General features: G+C 73.9%; 16 protein-coding genes. 7 read left to right on the forward strand and 9 right to left on the reverse strand.

Annotation, left to right across the window (positions count from 1 at the left end; genetic code table 11):
- Positions 1-73: 73 nt before the first annotated feature.
- From ngcE to CS0771_RS04430, 5 genes are all read right to left on the reverse strand, one after another.
- Positions 74-1,495, reverse strand: a complete 1,422-nt coding sequence (gene ngcE / locus CS0771_RS04410; RefSeq protein ID WP_212839884.1) for an N-acetylglucosamine/diacetylchitobiose ABC transporter substrate-binding protein — start codon at positions 1,493-1,495, stop codon at positions 74-76.
- 215 nt (positions 1,496-1,710) lie between these two features.
- Complete coding sequence (locus CS0771_RS04415) at positions 1,711-2,613, reverse strand: MurR/RpiR family transcriptional regulator (protein ID WP_203741975.1); 903 nt, start codon at positions 2,611-2,613, stop codon at positions 1,711-1,713.
- A 221-nt stretch (positions 2,614-2,834) separates the two neighbouring features.
- Positions 2,835-4,130, reverse strand: coding sequence for an MFS transporter (locus tag CS0771_RS04420; protein ID WP_212839885.1), 1,296 nt, complete (start codon positions 4,128-4,130; stop codon positions 2,835-2,837).
- An 8-nt stretch (positions 4,131-4,138) separates the two neighbouring features.
- Entirely contained in the window at positions 4,139-5,392 is a 1,254-nt protein-coding gene (locus CS0771_RS04425; protein WP_212839886.1) for an MFS transporter, read from the reverse strand.
- Complete coding sequence (locus CS0771_RS04430) at positions 5,373-6,626, reverse strand: MFS transporter (RefSeq protein WP_212839887.1); 1,254 nt, start codon at positions 6,624-6,626, stop codon at positions 5,373-5,375. The genes CS0771_RS04425 and CS0771_RS04430 overlap by 20 nt, the downstream gene beginning before the upstream one ends.
- Positions 6,627-6,771: 145 nt before the next feature.
- On the opposite strand from CS0771_RS04430, the gene CS0771_RS04435 reads away from it, so the two are divergent.
- Entirely contained in the window at positions 6,772-7,518 is a 747-nt protein-coding gene (locus CS0771_RS04435; protein WP_212839888.1) for a phosphoglyceromutase, read from the forward strand.
- A gap of 387 nt (positions 7,519-7,905) precedes the next feature.
- On the opposite strand, the gene CS0771_RS39360 is transcribed toward CS0771_RS04435, so the two are convergent.
- Entirely contained in the window at positions 7,906-9,564 is a 1,659-nt protein-coding gene (locus CS0771_RS39360; RefSeq protein ID WP_212839889.1) for a LuxR family transcriptional regulator, read from the reverse strand.
- 142 nt (positions 9,565-9,706) lie between these two features.
- On the opposite strand from CS0771_RS39360, the gene CS0771_RS04445 reads away from it, so the two are divergent.
- The 6 genes from CS0771_RS04445 (at position 9,707) to CS0771_RS04470 (ending at position 18,825) form a co-directional block, all read left to right on the forward strand.
- The gene (locus CS0771_RS04445; RefSeq protein ID WP_212839890.1) at positions 9,707-10,768 is read left to right on the forward strand and encodes a hypothetical protein; all 1,062 of its coding nucleotides are present in this window, start codon (positions 9,707-9,709) and stop codon (positions 10,766-10,768) included.
- Between the two features lie 183 nt (positions 10,769-10,951).
- Positions 10,952-13,063 carry a hypothetical protein gene (locus tag CS0771_RS04450; protein WP_212839891.1) on the forward strand — a complete coding sequence of 704 codons (2,112 nt, stop codon included), beginning with the start codon at positions 10,952-10,954 and terminating at the stop codon, positions 13,061-13,063.
- A 202-nt stretch (positions 13,064-13,265) separates the two neighbouring features.
- Entirely contained in the window at positions 13,266-14,978 is a 1,713-nt protein-coding gene (locus CS0771_RS04455; RefSeq protein WP_212839892.1) for an FHA domain-containing protein, read from the forward strand.
- Entirely contained in the window at positions 14,975-16,573 is a 1,599-nt protein-coding gene (locus tag CS0771_RS04460; RefSeq protein WP_212839893.1) for a serine/threonine-protein kinase, read from the forward strand. Before CS0771_RS04455 ends, CS0771_RS04460 begins: the two co-directional genes overlap by 4 nt.
- Before the next feature lie 10 nt (positions 16,574-16,583).
- The gene (locus CS0771_RS04465) at positions 16,584-18,248 is read left to right on the forward strand and encodes a hypothetical protein (protein WP_212839894.1); all 1,665 of its coding nucleotides are present in this window, start codon (positions 16,584-16,586) and stop codon (positions 18,246-18,248) included.
- Positions 18,249-18,309: 61 nt separating this feature from the next.
- On the forward strand, positions 18,310-18,825 hold the full coding sequence (locus CS0771_RS04470) for an O-acetyl-ADP-ribose deacetylase (RefSeq protein ID WP_212839895.1): 516 nt from the start codon (positions 18,310-18,312) through the stop codon (positions 18,823-18,825).
- Between the two features lie 145 nt (positions 18,826-18,970).
- Here the strand turns inward: CS0771_RS04470 and cobC are convergent, their stop codons facing one another.
- The 3 genes from cobC to CS0771_RS04485 are packed head-to-tail and all read right to left on the reverse strand — an operon-like array spanning position 18,971 to position 21,628.
- Complete coding sequence (cobC, locus tag CS0771_RS04475; RefSeq protein WP_212839896.1) at positions 18,971-19,996, reverse strand: Rv2231c family pyridoxal phosphate-dependent protein CobC; 1,026 nt, start codon at positions 19,994-19,996, stop codon at positions 18,971-18,973.
- Positions 19,993-21,036 carry a cobalamin biosynthesis protein gene (locus CS0771_RS04480; RefSeq protein ID WP_212839897.1) on the reverse strand — a complete coding sequence of 348 codons (1,044 nt, stop codon included), beginning with the start codon at positions 21,034-21,036 and terminating at the stop codon, positions 19,993-19,995. The genes cobC and CS0771_RS04480 overlap by 4 nt, the downstream gene beginning before the upstream one ends.
- The gene (locus CS0771_RS04485; protein ID WP_212839898.1) at positions 21,017-21,628 is read right to left on the reverse strand and encodes a YbjN domain-containing protein; all 612 of its coding nucleotides are present in this window, start codon (positions 21,626-21,628) and stop codon (positions 21,017-21,019) included. The genes CS0771_RS04480 and CS0771_RS04485 overlap by 20 nt, the downstream gene beginning before the upstream one ends.
- Positions 21,629-21,637 lie beyond the last annotated feature (9 nt).

A 21,637-nucleotide genomic window follows, 5' to 3' on the forward strand; every position in this document is an offset into this window, starting at 1 on the left:
GGAGGGGTGGGGCCGGAGGTCCGGCCCCACCCGTTCACGCTGGTCCGCCGCTGGCGGCGGCCCGGACGTCAGATCAGGAGGCCTTCTGCTTCACGATCTTGTCGTCCTTCGCCACCTCGTCGGCGGCCTTCTGCACGGCGTCCATGAACTTCTCGGCGCTGCTCTTGCCCGCGGCCAGGTCGGTCGCGGCCGCGAACACCGCGTTCTGCAGCGGGGTGTACCAGCCGCCGTAACGCCAGTTGATGACCTCGGTGGCCGCGGCGGCGACCTTGGAGGCCGACGTCAGGGCGCTGGAGATGGTGAGGCCGTCGGCCGCACCCTTCACCACGGGCAGCGACTTGGTGAGCTCGGCGAACTTGCGGGCCTGCTCCTTGCCCAGCATCATGCGCAGGAACTCGAGGCCACCGGCCTGGTTCTTGGCCTTGGTGGGGACGACGAAGCCCTCACCGGGGGCCGCGTGCACGGCGCCGTACTTGGCCTTGTCCGAGCTGGACAGGTCCCACGGCGGCGCGACGGCGAGCTTGACCGACGCCGGCAGGGTCTTGGCCATCTCGCCCTCGAGCCAGGAGCCGCACCAGATGAACAGCGCCTTGCCGTCGAGCACGGCCTGCTGCGTGGTGGTGTGGTCGAGACCGGCGGCGCCGGCCTGGATCCAGCCCTTGCTCGCCATCTCGGCGATGCGCTCGGCCGCGACCTTGACCGCGTCCTGCTTCCACGCGTTCGGCTCCAGGTTGTCGATCTTGAGGATCGCCTCCTTGCCGCCGACCTTGTAGATCCACTCCGAGATCACGTTGTGGATGTACCAGGGGTGGATGCCCTGGAAGGTGTACGCCGCGATGCCCTTGGCCTTGGCGGCCTCGGCCAGCGTGGTGAACTCCTCCCACGTCTTCGGCACGGTCCAGCCGTTCTTGGCGAACAGCGCCTCGTCGTACCAGTGGCCGTAGATGGAGTACGCGTAGTTCAGCGTGTACATCTTGCCGTTGAAGGTGCCCTCCTCAACGACGCCGGCGACCAGGGTGTCCTTCACCTTGACGGCCGGGTCGTCGAAGGACTCCGCCTCCAGCAGCTGGGTCAGGTCGGTCAGCTGGCCGCCCTGCACCACCGGGCCGACCGGGATGGTCTCCGGCGACGAGTTGTTCAGCACGTCCGGCGGGTTGCCGCCGTAGAAGCGCGGCTGGTAGTCGGTGAGGATGGTCTTCGAGAACTTCAGCTCGACCTTGCTGCCCGGGAACTTCTTCTCGTAGGCGGCCACGTCGAACTTGGCGTAGTCCTCGCCGAAGCCGCCGTTGAAGAACGCGACCTCGAGCGGCTGCTTGTCGCCCACGCCGAACGGGTTCTGCGGGGTCTTCTCACCGGTGGTGCCGCTCTCGCCGTCCTCGCTGGCGCAGGCGGCCAGCGCGCTCATGGCGGGGGCGGCGAGCAGACCGGCGGCAGCGGCCCGGCGCAGCAGGGTGCGGCGGTTCAGCTCCGACGGGCTGTCGGGAGTTACGGTCATGACAATCTCCTCGTACGAGATATCGCGGCGCGTCGGGCCCATCCGGCGCGTCGCTGCACTTGGATCTGGTGTTGCGCCCCGGTGGATCCGGGAGACGTCACGCCCGGGGGCGTGACCAGATGCCGCAGCGTTGCGTCGCTTGACGTCGCCGCGTCAACCGGCGCCAATGCGCCGGAATCTGTGGGACGGCGCAGGGCCGTCAGGGTGATGAGCACTCACACCACCTCCCGGAGGCGGTGCCCGGCGACCGCCTGGGCGGTGCGCTGGAAGGCCGCGTGCGCACGCTCGTGGGTGCGCTGCGCGACGGCGATGTAGAGCAGGTCCAGCACGACCAGCTGCGGGTGCCGGGCCGAGAGCGAGTCCGGCCGGAAGGTGGTGGCCTGCGTCGCCGTGGTCAGCACGACGTCGGCGACGTCGGCCAGCGGCGAGCGGGGGAAGCTGGTCAGCGCGACCGTGGTCGCACCGCGGCTGCCGGCCTCGGCGACCATCTCGATGGTCTCCCGGGTCTGGCCGGAGTGGCTGATGCCGAGCGCCACGTCGCCGGCGCGCAGCAGCGCGGCGCTGGCCAGCCCGTTGTGCACGTCCGGCCAGGACCAGGCGGCGATCCCGATGCGGTGCAGGGAGAACTGCATCTCGGCGCCGACCAGCGCGGAGCCCGAGGCGCCGTAGATGTCGACCCGCTCGGCGGCGGCGATCGCGTCGGCGGCCCGCTCGACCTCGGCCAGGTCGGTCATCGCGGCGGTGTCCTGCATGGCACGGGTGTCGGCGGCCATGATCTGGCCGAGCACGCGCTCCAGCGGGTCGCCGGGCTCGATCTCGCGTCCGATGTCGACGACCCAGCCCGCGGAGCGGGCGGCGCGGCCGGTCTCGCCCGCGATGGCCAGCCGCAGGTCGGCGTACCCCTCGAAGCCGACCGCCCGGCAGAACCGGGTGATGGTGGCGGGCGAGGTGTGGGAGCGCTCGGCCAGCTCGACGATGGTGGCCCGGGAAGCCCCGGCGGGGTCGGTCAGCACCTGCTCGGCGACGCGCCGCAGGGCGCCGGTGAACTCCGGGAGTTTGGCGCGGAGACGGGCGAGCACGCTGTCCGTGCCTGCCGTCGGGAACGCGCCTTTTTCCACGGTCGTCAACCTCTTTTAGGAAGGAGTGTTAACTGTATGTGGAAAGAATTCTTACTTAATTTGGCGCTGTGTCAACAGTCACGTTGGCCGTTTTCAAACCGTTACTTTGCGACATCGGTCGATGGGATTAGGTCCCCATCAGCCATTCGGCGGAGCCGATGTCACCCGGTTATCAAGGATCGCCCGCTCAGCAACGGAGCGGCGGCGAATGCGTTGGGGCGTCAGGCCAGCGCCGGTTCGGCCGTCGCTTGTGGTGCGACGTCGACGCGGCGGATCTGCGCCGCCCGCGCCTCGCGCCGCCGGGCCGCCAGGAGGTGCCCGACCGCCCCCACCAGACCCAGCGCGCCGCACAGCAGCCAGTGCCAGGCATCGAGGTGTTGCAGGCTCCAGCCGCCCAGCGAGGGCGCCACGAAGCCGGCCGCCGGGAACACCAGGAAGAAGACGCCCTGATACCGGCCGCGCAGCGCGGTCGGCGCCAGCTCGGCGATGATCGATGCGTTCGGCGGCGCGGCGAGCATCTGCCCGACCGTCCACACCGACGCCGCGGCCAGGTAGATCCAGAGCTTGTCGGCCAGGAAGACCGTGCTGTAGCCGACGGCGAGCAGCACGAACGCCGCCGCTAGCACGACCGCGTGGCGGCGCGCCCCGATCAGCCGGGGCACGAACAGCTGCCCCACCACGATCATCGCGCCGCCCAGCGAGACGACCATCCCGTACGCCGACGGCCGCAGCCCGTCGCCCTCCATGGCCAGCTGCAGGATCGACTGCCCCTGCATGGTGAGCAGGGCCAGGATGAAGGTCAGCCCGACGAAGGTCAGGAACACCCGGTCACGCAGCACCACCCCGAGCCCGCCCGGCCCCGGGCGGTCGGCGGCGTGCGGCGCGCGGGCCCGGTTGATCGGGAAGAGCCTGCGCGGCCCGGCGTCCGGGGTGCGCTCGCGGCGCAGCGTCTCCGGCACCAGCCGCCAGACCAGCAGCGCCGTCACCGCCGTCATGCTCGCGTCGATGAGGAACAGCGCCAGGAAGCTGAACTCGGCGATCACCCCGGCCAGCGCCGCGGCCACCGCGCCGCCCATGTTGAACGCCCAGAACTGCAGGTTGAACGCGCGCGAGCGGTCCTGCTCAGGCAGCACGTCGACCACCGCCGCGACGGTCGCCGGGCCGGGCAGCGAGTGGGCCAGGCCGGTGGCCGCCGCGAGCACCGCGATCAGCCAGATCGGCCGGGCCAGGCCCAGGCCGACCATCAGCACCGCCGCCGTGCAGGTGCCCGCGAGGTAGGTCGCCTTGCGGCCCCAGCGGTCGGCCAGCACGCCGCCGAGCAGGGTGCCGCCCGCGCCGCCCGCGCCGTACGCCCCGGTCACCAGGCCGGCTACCGCCAGCGTGGTGCCCCGGGCGGTGGTCAGGTACGTCGGGAGGAGCAGCAGGCCGAACGCGCCCACCCGGTTCACCAGCATCGCCGAGAACAGCATCCAGAAGGTGCGGGGCAGCCCGCCCACGGTCTGGCGTACGAACCTCATCGCCGTCCTCACATCGCCTGCAGCGCCGCCGCCCGCCGCTCGCGGGCCGGCCCCGACCAGAGTTGTCCCAGGGCCGCGACGACGGCGATGGCGCCGCAGCCCAACCAGAGCACCTCGTCGCCGAGATGCTGCTGCACGTATCCGCCCAGCACCGGTGCGGCGAACCCGGCCACCGACCAGGACAGCGACATCACGCCCTGGTAGCGCCCACGCATGCTCGCCGGGGACAGCGCCGCGCTCAGCGTCGAGTTCGAGGGGGAGTTCAGCATCTCGCCCACGGTCCACACCAGCACCGTCACCGCGTAGAACGCGGCCGTGTCGGCGAACGCGGTCAGCGCGAAGCCGAACCCGATGATCACCGACGCCGCGGCGAGCACCTTCGAGCGGTCGTACGACCTGATCAGCTTGGGAATGAACAGCTGCCCGCCCACGATCAGCACCCCGTTGAGCGCGATGACCAGGCCGTACTGCTGCGCCGAGATGCCGTCACGCGTCATCGCGATCGGCAGCGTCGACAGGTGCTGCATGAACACGAACGCGATCAGCACGTTCAGCGCGACGAACCCGAGGAACACCCGGTCGCCCAGCACCGCGCCCAGGCCCACCCGCTCCACCGGCGCGTGCGGGGCGGCGGCGGGCCGCTCCCGTCGCGGCTCGCGGACCTTGAGCAGGATGAGCAGGAACGGCGCCAGCGCGCTCGCCGCGTCGAGCAGGAAGATCAGCCTCGGGTCCGCCGAGGCGACCAGGCCCGCCAGCATCGCCGCGACGGCGAAGCCCACGTTGACGGCCCAGTAGTTCAGGGTGAACGCGCGCAACCGGTCGCGCTCGGGCACCACGTCCACCATCAGCGCCTGGAACGCGGGCCGGGCGCTCTCCGCGACCACGCCGAACAGGAACGTCAAGGGCGCGATCACCCAGAAGCCCCGCGCGAACGCCAGCGACGCCAGCAGCGCCACCGCGCCTAGGTGCGCAACCAGCAGCGTGGGCCGCCGCCCGATCCGGTCCGCGGCCACTCCGCCGACCAGGGTGCCGACCGCGCCGCCCGCCGCCCACAGACCGAGCACCAGACCCGACTGCGACGGGCTGAACCCCTGCACCGTGGTCAGGTAGATCGTCAGGTAGATGACGACGAACCCGCCCGCCCGGTTGATCAGCGTGCCGGCCCACAGGTACCAGAAGGTCGCCGGGAGCCCGCCCGCCGTCTCCCGCACCCAGCCCCGGAGCCCCTGGCCTGCGGGAGAGTCAGGCTGCGGCGGGGGCAAGGTTCGCTCCCTCGGTGACGGCGGGCTTGGGCTCCTGCAGGGCGCGGGCGCGGCGCTCGCGGACCGGTCCGCTGAACAGCTGACCGGCGGCGACCACCACGCCGAGCGCGGCCAGCACCAGCCACAGCGTGGCGGGCGGGGCGTGCTCCAGCAGCAGGCCGCCGAAGACCGGGGCGAAGAAGTTCGCCGCGGTGAAGCCCATCGAGGCCACGCCCTGGTAGCGGCCGCGCATCTCGGGCCGGGACAGGTCGGCGATCAGGGTGCCGTTGACGGGCGCGTTGAGCATCTCGCCCGCGGTCCACACCACCACGGTCAGCATCAGCAGCGGCACGGTGCCCGCGATCGCGACCGCGCCCATGCCCAGGCCGACCAGCAGCGCCGCCAGCGCCAGCACCCGGCTGCGGTCGCGCCCGGCGAGCAGCCTCGGCACGAACAGCTGGAAGGCCACGATCATGATGCCGTTGACCGCGATCACCGTGCCGTAGTCGGCGGCGTCCATTCCCCGCTGGTGCATCGCGATCGGGATCAGCTTGCAGGCCTCGATGATGATCCACAGGCCCAGGTTGAGCAGCACGAACAGCATGAACACCCGGTCGCGCAGCACCGTGCCGATGCTGCCCTCGACCGGCGCCCGGCCCGGCACCGCGCTGCGCACCGGCTGCGTCTCCGGGACCCGCCAGAACACGATCGCCGCCATCACCAGCTGCGCTCCCGCGTTGAGCAGGAAGACGGTCAGGTGCGGGGTCCGCGAGAGGACGCCGGCCAGCACCGCGGCGCACGAGAAGCCCAGGTTGATCGCCCAGTAGTTGAGGTTCATGCCGCGCAGCCGCATGCTCGGGCCGAGCACGTCGACCATGGTCGCGGAGAAGGCGGGGCGGCCCAGGCCGTTCCAGAAGCCGTACACGGTGGCCAGCGCCGCGACCGCGAGCGGCTGGAACACGAAGCCGAGCACGATCGCCGTGGCGGCCAGCGCGAGGTTGGACACCAGCAGCGTCGACCGGCGGCCCCAGCGGTCGGCCAGCACGCCACCGGCCAGCGAGCCCAGCGCCATGCCGCCGCCGAACAGGCCCAGCACCAGACCGGCGAAGGCCGGGGAGAAGCCGTACTCGACGACCATGTGGATCTCGAGGTACAGCATGACGAACGCGCCGGTGCGGTTGATCAGAGTGCCGGTCCACAGGTACCAGAAGGTCTTCGGTAGTCCACCCGCCGTCTGCGCCAGCCAGCCCCGCACGCCGCACCCCTGTAATGATTCGAAACCCCGTGGTGCCTTACAACCTAGGGCTCGGGTACGACCGAAGTCACCTCGAATATCAAGTGGTGGTCATCACGTGGGGCTGGTCACAGGGCCTTGACGGCCATCGGGGAGGATGGTCGGCATGGTTGGAACACTGGTGCTGCTGCGGCACGGCTACAGCGAATGGAACGCCAAGAACCTCTTCACCGGCTGGGTCGACGTCGACCTCAACGCCCAGGGAGAGGCCGAGGCGCGCCGCGGCGGCGAGCTGCTCAAGGAAAGCGGGCTGCTGCCCGACGTGGTGCACACCAGCGTGCTGCGTCGCGCCATCCGCACCTCCGAGATCGCGCTCAACGCCGCGGACCGGTCCTGGATCCCGGTCGCCCGCAGCTGGCGGCTCAACGAGCGCCACTACGGCGCCCTGCAGGGCAAGGACAAGAAGCAGACCCTGGAGGCGTACGGCGAGGAGCAGTTCATGCTGTGGCGCCGCTCGTACGACACCCCGCCCCCGCCGATCGCCGACGACGACGAGTTCTCGCAGGTGGGCGACGCACGCTACGCGCAGCTGCCGGACGAGCTGAAGCCGCGCACGGAGTGCCTCAAGGACGTCGTCGCGCGGATGCTGCCGTACTGGTACGACGCGATCCTCCCGGACCTGCACGCGGGCCGGAACGTGCTCGTGGTCGCGCACGGCAACTCGCTGCGCGCGCTGGTCAAGCACCTGGACGGGATCTCGGACGAGGCGATCGCCAAGCTGAACATCCCGACCGGCATCCCGCTGCGCTACGACCTGGACGCGAACCTGCGCCCGATCACCCCCGGCGGCACCTACCTCGACCCGGAGGCCGCCGCCGAAGCCGCCGCCGCCGTCGCCAACCAGGGCCGCTGACCGCTCGCCCAGCCGTCCCGACCGCCGCTTGATCATCCGACTTGCCTGGCACATGGGCCTTCGCGGGCTCAGGATACGCACAGGTGCCAGGCAAGTCGGGCGATCTTCAAGGCCGCGACGGGGCCCGGACATGCCGGTGGCCGGCGGCGACGCTCACCCCCGTTAGCGTCGCCGGCCGGCCGACCGGTCTCAGGTGGCGGCCGTCCCCCAACGGCGATGTGCCACCCATCCCCGGCGCATCACTCGGCGCCACAACCGATAAATGATCAGCTGGGCCATCCCCCGGGTTCCATCGAGCGATGCGCTTGAAGAAGACGCTACGCCGCTGGTCAAGTGGCCGTCCAGTCATTTGCGAATCTCGTTCGTAACTTTAAGTCACTGGCGGCACTACAGTCCGCTACCGTCTCCCAGCTTCCGGATCAGCTCGATCCGCGTCCGCACGCCGAGCTTGCGGTAGATGCTCGCCAGGTGGGTCTCCACGGTGCGCTCGCCCAGCACCAGCGCGCTCGCGATCTCCTTGGCGGGCGTCCCGCGCAGCGCCCAGACCAGCACCTCGCGCTCGCGGGCGGTCAGCCCGGCGGGATTGGCCGGGCCGGGCCCCGCCTTCGGCCCGGTCCAGCCGCGCAGCGCGGCGTCGGCGGCCTCGGCCGCGGCCGGGTCGACCGCCTGCCCTGCCGCCAGCGCCCGCGCCGCCGCCGCGGCGTCAGGAGCGCCGCGCAGCGTGGCCAGCTCCGCCGCGGCACGCAGGCCGTACCAGCGCACCAGGGCCGCGGCGCGTAGGTCGGCCAGTGCCGCGAGCCGCTCCAGCAGCGCGGCCGCCCGGCTCTGCTGACCGCGCCGCACCGCGTCCGCCGCCGCCAGGTCGTACGCCCGCGCCAGCAGCTCCTCGTCGCCCAGCGCGACGGCCTCGCGCACCACCTGGTCCAGCTCGCCGCCCACGGCGAGCAGCGCCTCGGCCACCGCGCGCGGGTCGCCGCCGGTGCGGGCCAGGTCCAGCGCGCGCCGAGCCAGCTCGGGCCGGCCCGTCTCGTACGCGAGCCGGGACATCAGCCGGGCGGCCGCCGAGTGCTGGTCGGGGGGCAGGCCGGTGGCGGGCAGCGTCGCGCTGGCGTCGCGGAGCGCGTCCAGCCGGACCGGGTCCGGCGGCGGCGCGGCGTCCCCGGCCAGCGCGCCGAGGGTCGGCCGGGGCCCCAGCCCCAACGCGGCGGCGGCGACCAGGCCGTGGTCTCCGGCGCGCAGGCCGAGCCGGAGCGCGCCGGTCAGCGAGGCCCGGCCCGCGGCCCTGGCCCCGGCGCCGGTCGCGCCGCGCAGCCGGGCCGTGCCCGCCGCGGCGAGCAGCCGGCCGGACTGCTCCGGCGCCCAGCCCGCCCGGCCCGCGAACAGCGCCGCCTGGGCGAAGTATCCGGCGGCCAGGTCGTACGCGGCGTCCTCCAGCGCGACCGCGGCGGCGGTGGCCGCTGCGGCGACGGCCGCGTCCAGCCGCTCCCGGCCGCCCAGCGCGGCCGCCTCGGCGGTGTGGTACGCCAGCTCCTGCACGGTGGCCGCACGGAGGCCGCCCAGCGCGCCGAGCCGGGCCAGCACCGCCGCGACGCGTTCGTGCAGCTCGGCACGCTGCCGGGGGCCGAGGGTGTCGTAGCAGACCTCCCGGCCGAGCGCCCGCACGAACGCGTAGACGTGCGGGCCCTGCTCGCGGATCAATCCCGCGGTGACGCCGTCCTCCAGGCCGCCGAGCACGTCCCCGCCGGGGCATACCCCCTCCAGGATGGCCAGGTCGAACTCCCGGCCGATGACCGCGGCCGCGCCCACCACGGCGCGGCTTTCCGGGCTCAGCGACAGCATCGACACCCGGGCCGGGTCGGCCAGCTCGTCCGGCCAGCGCAGCGGCACCCGGTGCAGCCCGTCCGCGTCGGTGTCCACCTGGTCCAGGATCGCGTCCAGCACTGTCGGGTCCGCGTCGGTGCGCCGTAGCAGCTGCTCCACGAGCCGGGGCGCGACGGGCCGTCCCGCTCGCTGCCGCAGCAGCTCAGCGGCCTGTTGATGGTCCACGACCGCCTCCTGTCTCCGGGTCGGTACGCAGCAGTCCTCGCGGCAAAGTTACGTACTCACCGCGATGTGCGCAGTCCCCCAGGCGACCTAGCGTGTTCTCACCACCGCCCCCGTGCGACATCCCAGCGAAAGGGAGTCTGCAATGTCCCAGTTCCGCGATCTCATCGCCAGGATGGCGATCGACCCGGAGTTCGCCCGGCATGCGCGGGCGCACCCGGACACCGTCGCCACCCAGTACGGTCTCACGCCCGATGAGACCGAGCAGCTTCGAGGTCTGGCCGACGCCTCCGCCTCGGCCGGCCCGACCTCGCTGGGCGCGCGGCTGTCCAAGTCCGGCTTCGGCTCGGGGGGCCTGGCCGGCCTGATCTCGCAGGTGGCGGACCCGCTCGGCGTACTGCCCGAGGGCGCCCCCGACCCGGCGGACCTGCTGCCCAGTGGCGAGCCGCCGACTCCGCCGCTGGACCCGGCCGGCGTGCTGCCGGACGGCCAGGACGGGCCGACCCTGCCGCTGGACCTGACGCCGCTCGACCCGGGCGGCCTCCTGCCCGGCGGCGACGACGAGCCCGACCCGGCGCCGCACACCGGCATCGACCTTATCCAGATCCCGGAGCTGCACCTGGCGCCGGATCTGCCGGACCCGGGCGGCCTCCACATCATCGACCCGCCCTTCGACTTCCCGGACCTGCCGCCGGTGGACCCGGACCCGGACCCGCCGCTGCCGCCGTTCCCGCCGTTCGACCCGCCGTTCGACCTGCCCGACCTGCCGATCTTCGAGGTGCCGGACCTGCCCGACCCGGGCGACCCCGGCGAGCCTGCCGAACCGGCGGAGCCCGCCGAGCCCGCGGAACCGGCCGACCCGGCCCCGGCGCCCGAGCCCGAGTCGGCGGCCGAGCCCGCGCCAGCGCCGCCGGCCGCCGACCCGATCGTGGCCCCGGTGCTGACCACCCCGGAGGGCGAGCAGTCCGGCCCGGTCGTGGTGGTCGTGCAGTCCGGCGAGGCCGTCGGCCCCGCTCCGGACGGCGCTCCGGCCCAGGCCGGCGAGGCCGCCGCAGGCGAGAGCGGGGACGGCCTCGGCGGCACCGAGCTGCTCATCGGCGGAGCCGGCCTGGCCGCGGGCGCGGTCGCGGGCGGCGTCGCCGGTGCGGTCGCGGGCAAGGCCCTGAAGTCCAACGAGAACCAGGCGGGCGGCCCCGCCACCGCCTGACCTCCCTGAACCTGCCGGGCAGCCGGGGGTGTGCACCCCCGTCGCATCCCCGCTGCCCGGCAGCCTCCGTATCGGATCAGCTCACCCGGCCCGTGTCGCCCCCGACCGGCCGGTCCGCGCGGGACACCGCCGGCGGGCGACTCGCGCACCGACGGCCGTCCCCCAGTGCAAGGAGCCAGCGCGATGTCCCAGTTCCCCGATCTGGTCGCCCGGATGGCGGCCGACCCCGACTTCGCCCGCCGGGTACGCGCCGACGTGGCCGGCACGGCCGCCGCGTACGGCCTCACCCCCGGCGAGACGGAGCAGCTGCGCGGCCTGACCGACGCCGCGGTGGGCGCCGGTCCGACCGCGCTCAACCCGCGCCTGTCCCGCTCCGGCATCGGCACCGGCGGCCTGGCCGGGCTGATCAGCCCGGTCGAGGTGCCCGACCTCGACATCCCCGACCACCACGACGTGCCCAGCGGTGAGGGACCGGGCGACGGGCCGGGCGGCGCCGAGGAGATCGGCCCTAAGCAGGACGACCCGGCGCCCACCCCGCCCCAGCTGGAGCGCTTCGACCCCGATGGACCTTCCGGCCCGGACGACGGACCGGGCACGGTCCCGGGCGGCGGCGGCCCCGGCGACGGGGCCGGCACGCCCGGCGGCTCGGACGACCCGTCCGGGCCCGCGCTGCAGATCGGTCCCAAGCAGGACGACCCCGCGCCCCCGCCCCAGCTGGACGTCTTCGACCCAGACGGGCCCACCGGCCCGGACGACGGCCCCGGCACGGTCCCGGGCGGCGGCGGCCCCGGCGACGGGACCGGCACGCCCGGCGGCTCGGACGACCCGTCCGGGCCCGCGCTGCAGATCGGTCCCAAGCAGGACGACCCCGCACCCCCGCCCCAGCTGCTCCTCGATCTCGGACCGCTCGGCCCCGACGCGCCGGGCGAGGGCCCGGAGGACGGTGCGGGAATCATCGTGCAGAACGGGCTCATCGTGCAGGGTGGCCTGACCGGCTTCGGCGCTCCGGACGCGATCCCCGCGCCGCCCGGCGGCGGCCTGGCCGAGCCGATGAGCCTGGAGCTGCCCGGCGGCCTGCCCGCACTGCCCGACGGCGACGGCCTGCCGAACCTCCCGCACCTCCCCGGCCTGCCGCTGCCCACACCCGAGGACGGCGCGGCGCCCGCGGTGCAGCCGGTGTCCCTCGGACTCGGCCCGTTCACCGACGCCGACGACGACGGCGTGCCGCAGTTCATCGACGTGAACGACCACGACCCCGGCGTCGGGATGCCTCCCGGCCTGCAGGACGACGACGGTGACGGCCTGCTGAACGGCGCCGACCCGGACTGGACCCCGCCCGGCTCGACCGAGCCCCCGCTGTTCATCCCGCCGAACCTGCTCGACAACCTGCCGGACATCCCGTTCGAGATCGACCCGCCGGACGGCGGCGAGGCGGACGGCGGCTCGGGCGGCCTGGGCGACCTGTGGGGATTCGGCGACAACGACGGCGACGGCATCCCGAACTTCATCGACAACCAGGACGACAACCCGGACACCACCGACGAGCCGTTCGGCGACAACGACGGCGACGGCGACCCCAACATCAGCGACCCGACGCCGAACCCGCCGCCCCCGGTCTTCCACCCGGGACTCCTCGACCACATCCCCGACCTGGACATCTTCCTGCCCACCCCGGGCGACGGCGGCGAGAGCGGCGACGGCGGCACCGGCACTCCGGGCGACTCCGGCACCCCCGGCGGCAGTGGCACTCCCGGCGGCGAGACGGGCGAGACGGGCACCCCCGGCGGGGAGACGGGCGGCACCGATACCCCTGGTGGCGAGACCGGCGGCGGCGAGACGCCCGGCGGCGAGACCGGCGGCACGGGCACTCCCGGCGGGGAGGGCGGCGGGACTCCAGGCGGGGAGACCGGCGGCACGGGCACGCCCGGCGGCGGCACCGGGACCCCGGGCGGCTCGACCGGCGGCGGCTCCGGCCTGCCGGGTCCGGTCGGTGGCCTCACGCCGGGCGACACGGCTCCCGCCGGTCCGGTCGTGGTGCAGGTCGTGCCGTCGCCGCCGAGCGACGGGACCGGCGGGGCAGGTGCCGCGTCACCCGCGCCCGCCGGTGACGGCGCCGCGCCGGCCGCCGCCGACGCGGCCGGTGCGGACGGCATAGGTGTACGGGAACTGCTCATCGGTGGCGCGGGCCTGGCCGCCGGCGCGGTGGCGGGCGGTGTCGCCGGTGCCGTGGCCGGCCGGTCGCTCGGCGGCGGGTCCGATGAGGACACGGTCGTGGGCGGTGCCGCCCCGGCGTGAGTGAATGCGGTCGGACGGCTGGCGGCGTCGGCGTGAGCCCTCCCGCCGGCCGCCCGTCCTACGTCGCTCGATACGGCTGATCGGATCACGGTCGTAAAGCAGTCAGCTGAGAGCATGCGGCCGATCGGCCGCCTATGATTCGGCTCGCCGCATGGCCACCCACCCCTGGAAAGGCCGAACGATGTTGTGCCACGCCTGCCACGTGCACCTGCGGCGGGACTACCCGTACTGCCTGCACTGCGGCACGCTGCGCAAAGGCGCCAAAGTGGACACCTTCGCGGCGCCGGAGCTGCGCTGGGCCGATGCCGAGGGCGAGCGGGTGTTCCCGCTCGTCAACCCCGTCACCACGATCGGCCGCGCCACGGACAACGACATCGTGGTGAACGACGCGAGCGTCTCCCGCCAGCACGCCCGGGTGGTGCGCACCGCGGACGGCTTCCACCTGGAGGACCTGAACTCGTTCAACGGCGTCACGGTGGCCGGGCGGGTCATCCACGGTGACCAGGCGCCGCTGTCCGACGAGTCCGAGCTGCACATCGGCGACGTGCCGATGCGGTTCGCGCAGCCGCGCTCGGCGGCGATCGGCTCGAAGACGATGGTGCGCGGGGTGGAGCACAGCGTCCTGCTGCCGGCCGCGCAGCCCGACCAGGCGCCGACGGCGACGGGGCCGCTCAGCGCCCGCCCGCGGCGGCGCAGCGGCTGGGCGCTCAAGCAGGTGCCCGGCATGCGCGGCGACCAGGAATGGGTGCTGCGCAACACCCGCACGGGGCAGTACCTCCAGCTCGACGAGCGGGACGTGTTCCTGTGGCACCAGCTCGACGGCGAGAACACCGTGCGGGACCTGCTGTTCGCGTACGCGCAGAAGTACGGCGAGCTGGCCCTGCCGCGGATCGAGCGCACCCTGCGCACGTTCGCGGCGCTGGAGCTGGTGCGCGGCCTGCACGGCCAGCGGGAGACGGAGAAGCCGCCGCTGCTGAAGCGGATCGGCCGAGCGGTCCTGCGCACGCTGCTGCGCACCGAGGTGTCGGTCGGCGGCCTGGACGGCCTGTTCAGCCGGATGTACCGGGGCTTCGGCTGGCGCTTCTTCACCCGTACCGGCGTATTCCTGCTCTGGGTGCTGATCCTCGGCGGGATCTACGCGATGGCCGTCGCGAGTGGACACCAGAACCTGTTCGACATCAACGGCGCCGGGGTGGCCGGTGCCGTCTCCATCGCGGTCGGCTACCTGGTGGCGCTGGTCATCCACGAGTCCGCGCACGCGCTGGCGGTGAAGTCCTACGGCCGCACCGTCACCCGGGGCGGGTTCATGCTGATGCTGGGCATGCCGTTCGCGTTCGTGGACACGTCGGACATGTGGTTCGGCACGCGCTGGTCGCGCATCGTGGTGACGCTGTCCGGGCCGCTGTCCACCGCCGGCGTCGCCGGGATCTGCGCGGCCGTCGCGGCGTACGTGCCGCAGCCGCAGGTCTCCGGCATCGCGTACCAGCTGGCCTTCGGCCTCTACCTGAACACGCTCTACAACCTCAACCCGCTGATGCCGCTGGACGGCTACCAGGCGCTCGCGGACGGGCTGCGGCTGCCGCGCCTGCGCGAGGAGGCGTCGGCGTACTTCACCAAGGGCATCTGGTCGGATCTCAAGAACGGGCGGCGGCCCGGGATCAAGCAGATCGGCATGGCGGCGTACGGCTTCACGGCCGTCGTCGGCACCGGCCTGTTCGTGCTGCTGGGCTTCCTGGCCTGGCGCGACCGCCTGGGCGGGCTCGTCGACGAGTACCTGCCGCCCGGCATCGACGTGCTGGTCATCACGCTGGCCATCGGCCTGATCATGTTCCCGATCTGGTACCGGCTGGCGCGCAGGATCATCACGTTCATCAAATCGAGGCGTACGGCCCCGGCGGCGGAGGTGACCGCGTGAGTCAGCAGGAATGGACCGTTCCCGGCTACACGGAGATCCGTGAGCTGGGGCGCGGCGCCTCGGGCACGGTCGTGCTGGCCCAGCACGAGGCGACCGGGGTGCAGGTCGCCATCAAGTACCTCGCGGCGCACCTGCGCGAGGACGAGTCGTTCATCCGGGCGTTCCGGGCCGAGGCCAGGGTCATGGCCGAGGTGGAGTCACCGCAGGTCGCGAAGCTGTACGAGTACATCGAGGCGCCCGGCGGCGCGGCGATCGTGATGGAGCTGGTCGACGGCGTCGCGCTGCGCGCGATCCTGCGCGAGCAGGGCCCCACCGAGCCCGAGGCGGCGCTGGTGGTGCTCAAGGGCTCGCTGCTCGGCCTGGCCGCCGCGCACGGGCGCGGGGTCGTGCACCGCGACTACAAGCCGGAGAACGTGCTGGTCAACGGCGAGGGCCAGAGCAAGCTCGCCGACTTCGGCATCGCCGCCCGCAGCGGCCGCCAGGGCCCGCTGGCCGGCACGCCGTCGTACATGGCGCCGGAGCAGTGGTCCGGCGCAGCCGCCAACCCGTCGACCGACATCTACGCCGCGACCGCGACGTTCTTCGAGTGCCTGGCCGGGCAGCCGCCGTTCCGCGCCCCCGGCGATCTGATCGCGCTGCGGATGATGCACGAGCAGGCGCCCGTGCCGGTCGAGCTGGTGCCCGAGGCCGTGCGCGGCCTGGTGCGCCGGGGACTGGCCAAGGACCCGAAGCAACGGCCCAAGGACGCCACCACGTTCCTGCGCGAGCTGGACGCGGTCGCGGGCGCCGGATACGGCCCCGGCTGGGAGGAGGAGGGCCGGGAGAAGCTGGCCCGCCGCGCCCTGCTGCTGGCGCTGCTGTTCCCGCTGGCCGCGGCGGTCTCCGCCAACGCGACGGCGGTGGGCACGACCATCCTCGGCCTGTCCCGCAAGGCCTTCACGGTGATCGCCGCGACCACCATCACGCTGGTGCTGGTGCTCGGCGGGATCGGCGCCGCGGCGCTGCTGTCGGACTCGTCCCCGCTCCCGCCGCCGCCCAGCCCGGCCGCGGTCGAGTCGCCGAGCCCGGACGCGTCGCCGTCGCTGTCGCCGTCGCCGAGCCCGTCGGCCTCGCCGAGCGAGTCGCCGTCGCCCAGCCCGTCCCCGTCGGACGAGCCGGAGCCGAGCCCCAGCAAGAAGCCCTCCCCCAAGCCGTCGCCGTCGCCCTCCCCGAGCCAACCCAATGCGGTGCTGCGTCTCTATCTGAGCGAGTTCTGCTGGTACAGCAAACCAGCTTGCAGCCCGGACACGTTCTCTTCGGCGACTGACGGTGTCACGCGCGCCACGGTGACGGTGACCACGAGAGGAACCACGCCCTACACCCTGACATTTACCTACACGCAGATCAGCCAGCGCGGCGGTGCGGTCGGCGAGCCAGTCGTGATCAAGCACGAAGTGAACACCGGCCTTGCGACAAATACGATCACCAAGATGCCGCAGCTCAGCTCGCTCTATTACGACTGTGCTGGTTCGTATCGGATCAGGCTTACTGTGACAGCAAGCCTTTCGGGCGCTACAGGACAACCGTTGACAGTCGTCGACAGCTGCTTGGGCTGAGGAGCACATCTTGAACACCACCATCGGGGGCAAGTACACGGTGCTGGGCGAGGGGCGTCCAGGGCGCCTCGGCACCTGGTACACGGTGTCCACTGCGGACAGCAAGCGGCGGGGCGCGCTGTGCCTGCAGGACCAGCGCCTCGCCGACCCGGCCGCGGCCAAGCGCCTCGCCGAGGCGGTGCGGGGCGTCAACGGGCTGCGGCTGCCCGGCCTGCTCAACGTCATCGACCAGGTGGTCGACGACGGCCGCACCTGGCTGATCACCAACGCCGCGCCGTCCCCCACGGTCGAGCAGGCCCTGACCGGCGGGGCGGCACTCGCCCCCGCCGTCGCGGCCCTGATCGCCACCGACACCGCGCAGACCCTCCTGCAGCTGCACCAGGCGCAGCAGGCGCACGGCGACGTCACCCCGGAGACCGTGGTGCTGAGCGCCTCCGGCGCGGCCCTGCTGGCCGAGCCCGGCTGGAGCCACGCCGCCGCGGGCACCGCGGCGGGTCCCGGCCACGACGCGGCCGGCTGGGCCCGGCTGCTGGTCCGGCTCGCCGACGCGTGCGCCGACGCCGACACGTCTCAGCTGCTGCGCCAGGCCGCGCAGCAGGTGGAGGCGGTCGGCGGCAGCGCGGGCCTGACCGCGGCGCTGACCGGCCTGAGCGCCGGCACCCAGCGCATCCCCGGCTTCGGCGACCGCTCCGGCGTGAAGGCCATCGCCGCGCAGACGGCACCGGCCGCCGCGCGCCCCGTTTCCGCCCCGCCCGCCTCCGTGCCCCCGGTCGCCGCCGCGCCGACGGCTCCGCAGCCGCCGGTCGCACCACCGGTGCCGACCGCGCCGCAGGCGCCCGCCGCGCCGCAGGCCCCGACCGCGCCGGTCGCGCCTTCGGCCCCGGGATACGGCGCACCCACGTTCGCGACGCCGGGTGCCGCGTTCGCGCCGTCCGGGCCGCCGGGACCGCCGCCTGCCGAGGAGACGGTGCAGCTTGCCGGAGGCTCGCACTCCGGCCCGGTGTCCGGGCTGCCCGCCCAGGCGCCGCCACCCGGGCAGCGCCCGGCCCCGCCGGCCGTGGTCACGCCGGACGGGGCGACCCGGATGGGCGGGCGCGCCGCCGAGGAGCAGCGCCGGTCCGCCTCGTACCAGCAGGGCCGGGTCACCCCGCCGGGACCGCAGCAGGACGTGAACCTGCGCTTCGGCCAGGGGGTGCCCGCGGCGCCCCCGGCCTGGCAGATCGCCGCCGCGCAGGCCGCGCCGCCGCCGCGCAAGAAGTCGGTCTCAAAGCGGATCATGGCGTTCCTCAGTGCGCTGACCACGGTGGTGCTGCTGGTGATCGCCGGTTATGTGGCGTGGGGCTGGTGGCAGGAGCGCAACAACGCGGTCAAGGTGCTCAAGATCGCGGTGACCGCCGTGCAGCCGCCCGCCACCACCTGCGACGTCCAGGTCGACGTGGTCGGCACGATCCAGACGGACGGCAGCGCGGGCCTGATCACCTACGAGTGGCTGCGCAGCGACGGCCAGAGCTCCGGCGCGCTGGAGCAGGCCGTCAAGAAGGGCGAGACCTCGACTCAGGTGCACCTGTACTGGCGCTTCCAGGGCCAGGGCACGCTCGATGCCACGGCCACCCTGCGCATCCTGAAGCCGCAGGTCCTCGAAGCCGCCACGAAGTTCACCTACTCCTGCAAGTGAAGATCGCCGTCGCCGGTCAGGATGTGAGGCGTAAGCCCGCATCCTGACCGGAGGAACGCTCATGCGCGTCACGCTCGTCCAGGGCGACATCACCCGCCAGGAAGCCGACGTGATCGTCAACGCGGCCAACTCGTCGCTGCTCGGCGGCGGTGGCGTGGACGGCGCCATCCACCGCCGGGGCGGCCCGGAGATCCTCGCCGAGTGCCGGGCGCTGCGCGCCTCCCGCTACGGCCGCGGCCTGCCCACCGGCCAGGCGGTCGCCACCACTGCCGGCAACCTGCCCGCGCGCTGGGTGGTGCACACCGTCGGGCCGGTCTACAGCACCGGCGAGGACCGTGCGGAGCTGCTGCGCGACTGCTACCGCAACGCGCTGCGGGTCGCGGAGGAGCTGGGCGCGCGCACGATCGCCTTCCCGCTCATCTCCTCCGGGGTGTACCGGTGGCCGGTCGACGACGCCGTACGCCAGGCCCTGCACGTCCTCGACACGGCGGAGACGCCGATCGAGGAGGCCGTGCTCGTCCTCTTCGACGAACCCACCCACCGCACGGCACTCGCGGTGCGCGCGGCGGACGCCTAGCGGTCGGCCGCCCTCCGGACGCCGATGGTCACGCTGGTCGGGGGATGATCGCGAGTTCGTGTCACAACGCGCGGTTGGACCACACCTTGTGACACGAACTCGCGATCATCAGGGCACCACGGGGCCGTGCTCCCCTCGGCGCCCGTCACCACAAAACATCGCCGAGCGTCGCCGTGAAAGCGTCGCTGACCTGCTGGTCGCGTACGGCGACCCGCAGCCAGTCGGGGCCGAGACCGGGGAAGGTGTCGGCGCGGCGGACCGCGTACCCGTGCTCGCGCAGCCGCTCGCGCACCCCCGCCCCGTCCGGCACCTGGATCAGCACGAACGAGCTGGCGGGCGTCCCCGCCACGTGCACCCCCGGCAGGCCGCGCAGCGCGGCGAGCAGGTGCTCCCGGCGTACCGCCAGCTCATGGGCTATCTGCTCCTCCGCCGCGACCGCGTGCGGCGCGGCGCAGGCCGCGGCGGCGGCGAGCGCGGGCGTGGACACCGGCCACAGCGGCTGCACCGCGGCCAGCCGGGCGACCAGCTCGGGCGCGGCGAGCAGGTAGCCGACGCGCAGCCCCGCCAGCGCCCAGGTCTTGGTGAGGCTGCGGATCACGACCAGGCCGGGCAGGTCGCGCCGGGACGCGAGGGAGTGCGGCTCGCCGGGGATCGTGTCGGCGAAGGCCTCGTCCACCACCAGCACCCGGCCGGGCCGGGCCAGACTCGCCACCGTGTCGGCGGGGTGCGCCACCGACGTCGGGTTGGTGGGGTTGCCGAGCACCACCAGGTCGGCGTCCTCCGGGACGGCGGCCGGGTCCAGCAGGAACGGCTCGGGCAGCAGCACCCGGCCGACCCGGTGCCCCGCGGCCAGCAGCGCCGCCTCGGGCTCGGTGAACTGCGGGTGCACCACGACCGGGCGGCGGGCGTCGCGCAGCGCCTGGGCGAGCAGCGTGAACGCCTGGGCGGCCCCGGCGGTGAGCAGGACCTCGGCCGGGTCGCGGTGGTGCCGGGCGGCGAGCGCGGCCCGTGCCGCCGTGCCGTCGGGGTACGCGTCGAGCCTGGTCAGCGAGTCGCGGACGGGTTCGGCGAGCCAGCCGGGCAGCGGCGCCTGGCGTACGTTCACTGCGAGGTCGACCAGCCCCGGCCCGACGGCGACGTCGCCGTGATACCCGAGGTCGTAAGCGGTCATCGCCGCCCCCGGTCAAGAAGGTGCCCTTCCGCTACGGAATGCGCGCCGAGCCGCGGTTCGTCTCGCCGGCGCGAGCCGGGAAAGGCGCCCTTCCTTACCCAGATGGCGAGGGCGGCGGCGGTGAGGCCGACGGCGGCGGAGAGGGTGCTCGCGCGGCGGATGTCGCGGGCGCGGGGGCGGGGGCCGTCGCCGAGTTCGGGGCGGGTCTCGGAGCGGCCGAAGTAGACGTTCTCGCCGCCGAGGCGGACGCCGAGCGCGCCCGCGAACGCTGACTCGCACTGCCCCGAGTTGGGGCTCGGATGCGCGTCGCCGTCGCGGCGCCAGATCCGGGCCGTACGCCGGGGCGAGCCTGCCACCAGCGGGGACGTCGCGGCGGCCAGGACCGCGGTGAGCCGGGAGGGCAGCAGGTTCGCGGCGTCGTCCAGGCGCGCCGACGCGGTGCCGAAGCGGGCGTAGCGCGGCGAGCGGTGCCCGACCATCGCGTCGAGCGTGTTGGTTGCGCGGTAGCCGACCAGGCCCGGCAGCCCGGCGAGCGCACCCCAGACCAGCGGCGCGACCTCGGCGTCGGAGGAGTTCTCGGCGATGGACTCGACGGTGGCGCGGGCCAGCCCGGCCTCGTCCAGCGCGGACGGGTCGCGGCCGCACAGGTGCGGCAGCCGGGTGCGCGCGGCGGCCAGGTCGCCGCGTTCCAGCGCCCCGGCCAGGATGCCGCCCTCGCGGCGCAGGCTGCGCCCGCCCAGCACGGCCCAGGTGCCGGCCGCCGTCAGCGCCGTACGCAGCACCGGCCGGTGCCGGGTGGCCCGGTGGGCCAGCACCGCCGCGGCGACCGGCACGCCGACCGCGAGCGCGGTGAACACGGCACCGGCGCGGCGCGAGTCGGCGTAGGTGTACCGCTCGACGACCTGGGCGAAGTTGCCGAACCCGGCCACCGGGTGCAGCCGCCGCGGGTCGCCGAACGCGGCGTCCAGCGCCACCCCGGCCAGCAGCCCGAGCGCGTCGGCCCGGCGGGCGGCGCGGCGGTCAGGCCGCCCGCGGGTCACGGCCCGGCTCCGGGAGCACGTCGGTGCCGGTGTCGAGCACCGCGCCGCCGCCGGACGGCGTCGCCGCCGCGGCCAGGCCCTCGGGGCGGGTCGTGGGCTCCTCGGCCTCGTCGTCCATCAGGTGCCGGAACGCCCGCAGGTTGTCGGTGGGCTCGCCGCGGCTGATCCGCCAGCGCCACTCGCGCTTGATCGCGGTGGCGAAGCCGAGTTCGAGCAGCGTGTCGAAGGACTCGTCGGCGGCGGCGAGCACGGCGCCGAGCAGGGAGTCCAGCTCACGCGGGGTGACCGCGTCCAGGGGGAGGCGCCCGGTCAGGTAGACGTCGCCGACGGCGTCGATGGTGAACGCCACGCCGTAGAGCTTCGCGTTGCGGCGCAGCAGCCAGGCCCAGACGGCCTCGCGGTTCTCGTCGGGCTGGCGCACCACGAACGCCTCGACGCGCAGCGCGTGCTCGCCGACGATGAGGTTCACGTTCGTCTTGAGCTTGTGCGTGCCGGGCAGGGTCACCACGTACGAGTGGGGGCCGGTGCGGTCCAGGGGCAGCTCGGCACAGGCCTGCTCGATCAGCGCACAGGTCTGCTCGACCGTCGTCATCGGGCTCCT

Origin of the sequence: Catellatospora sp. IY07-71 (assembly GCF_018326265.1) — a bacterium.
Lineage (GTDB): Bacteria > Actinomycetota > Actinomycetes > Mycobacteriales > Micromonosporaceae > Catellatospora.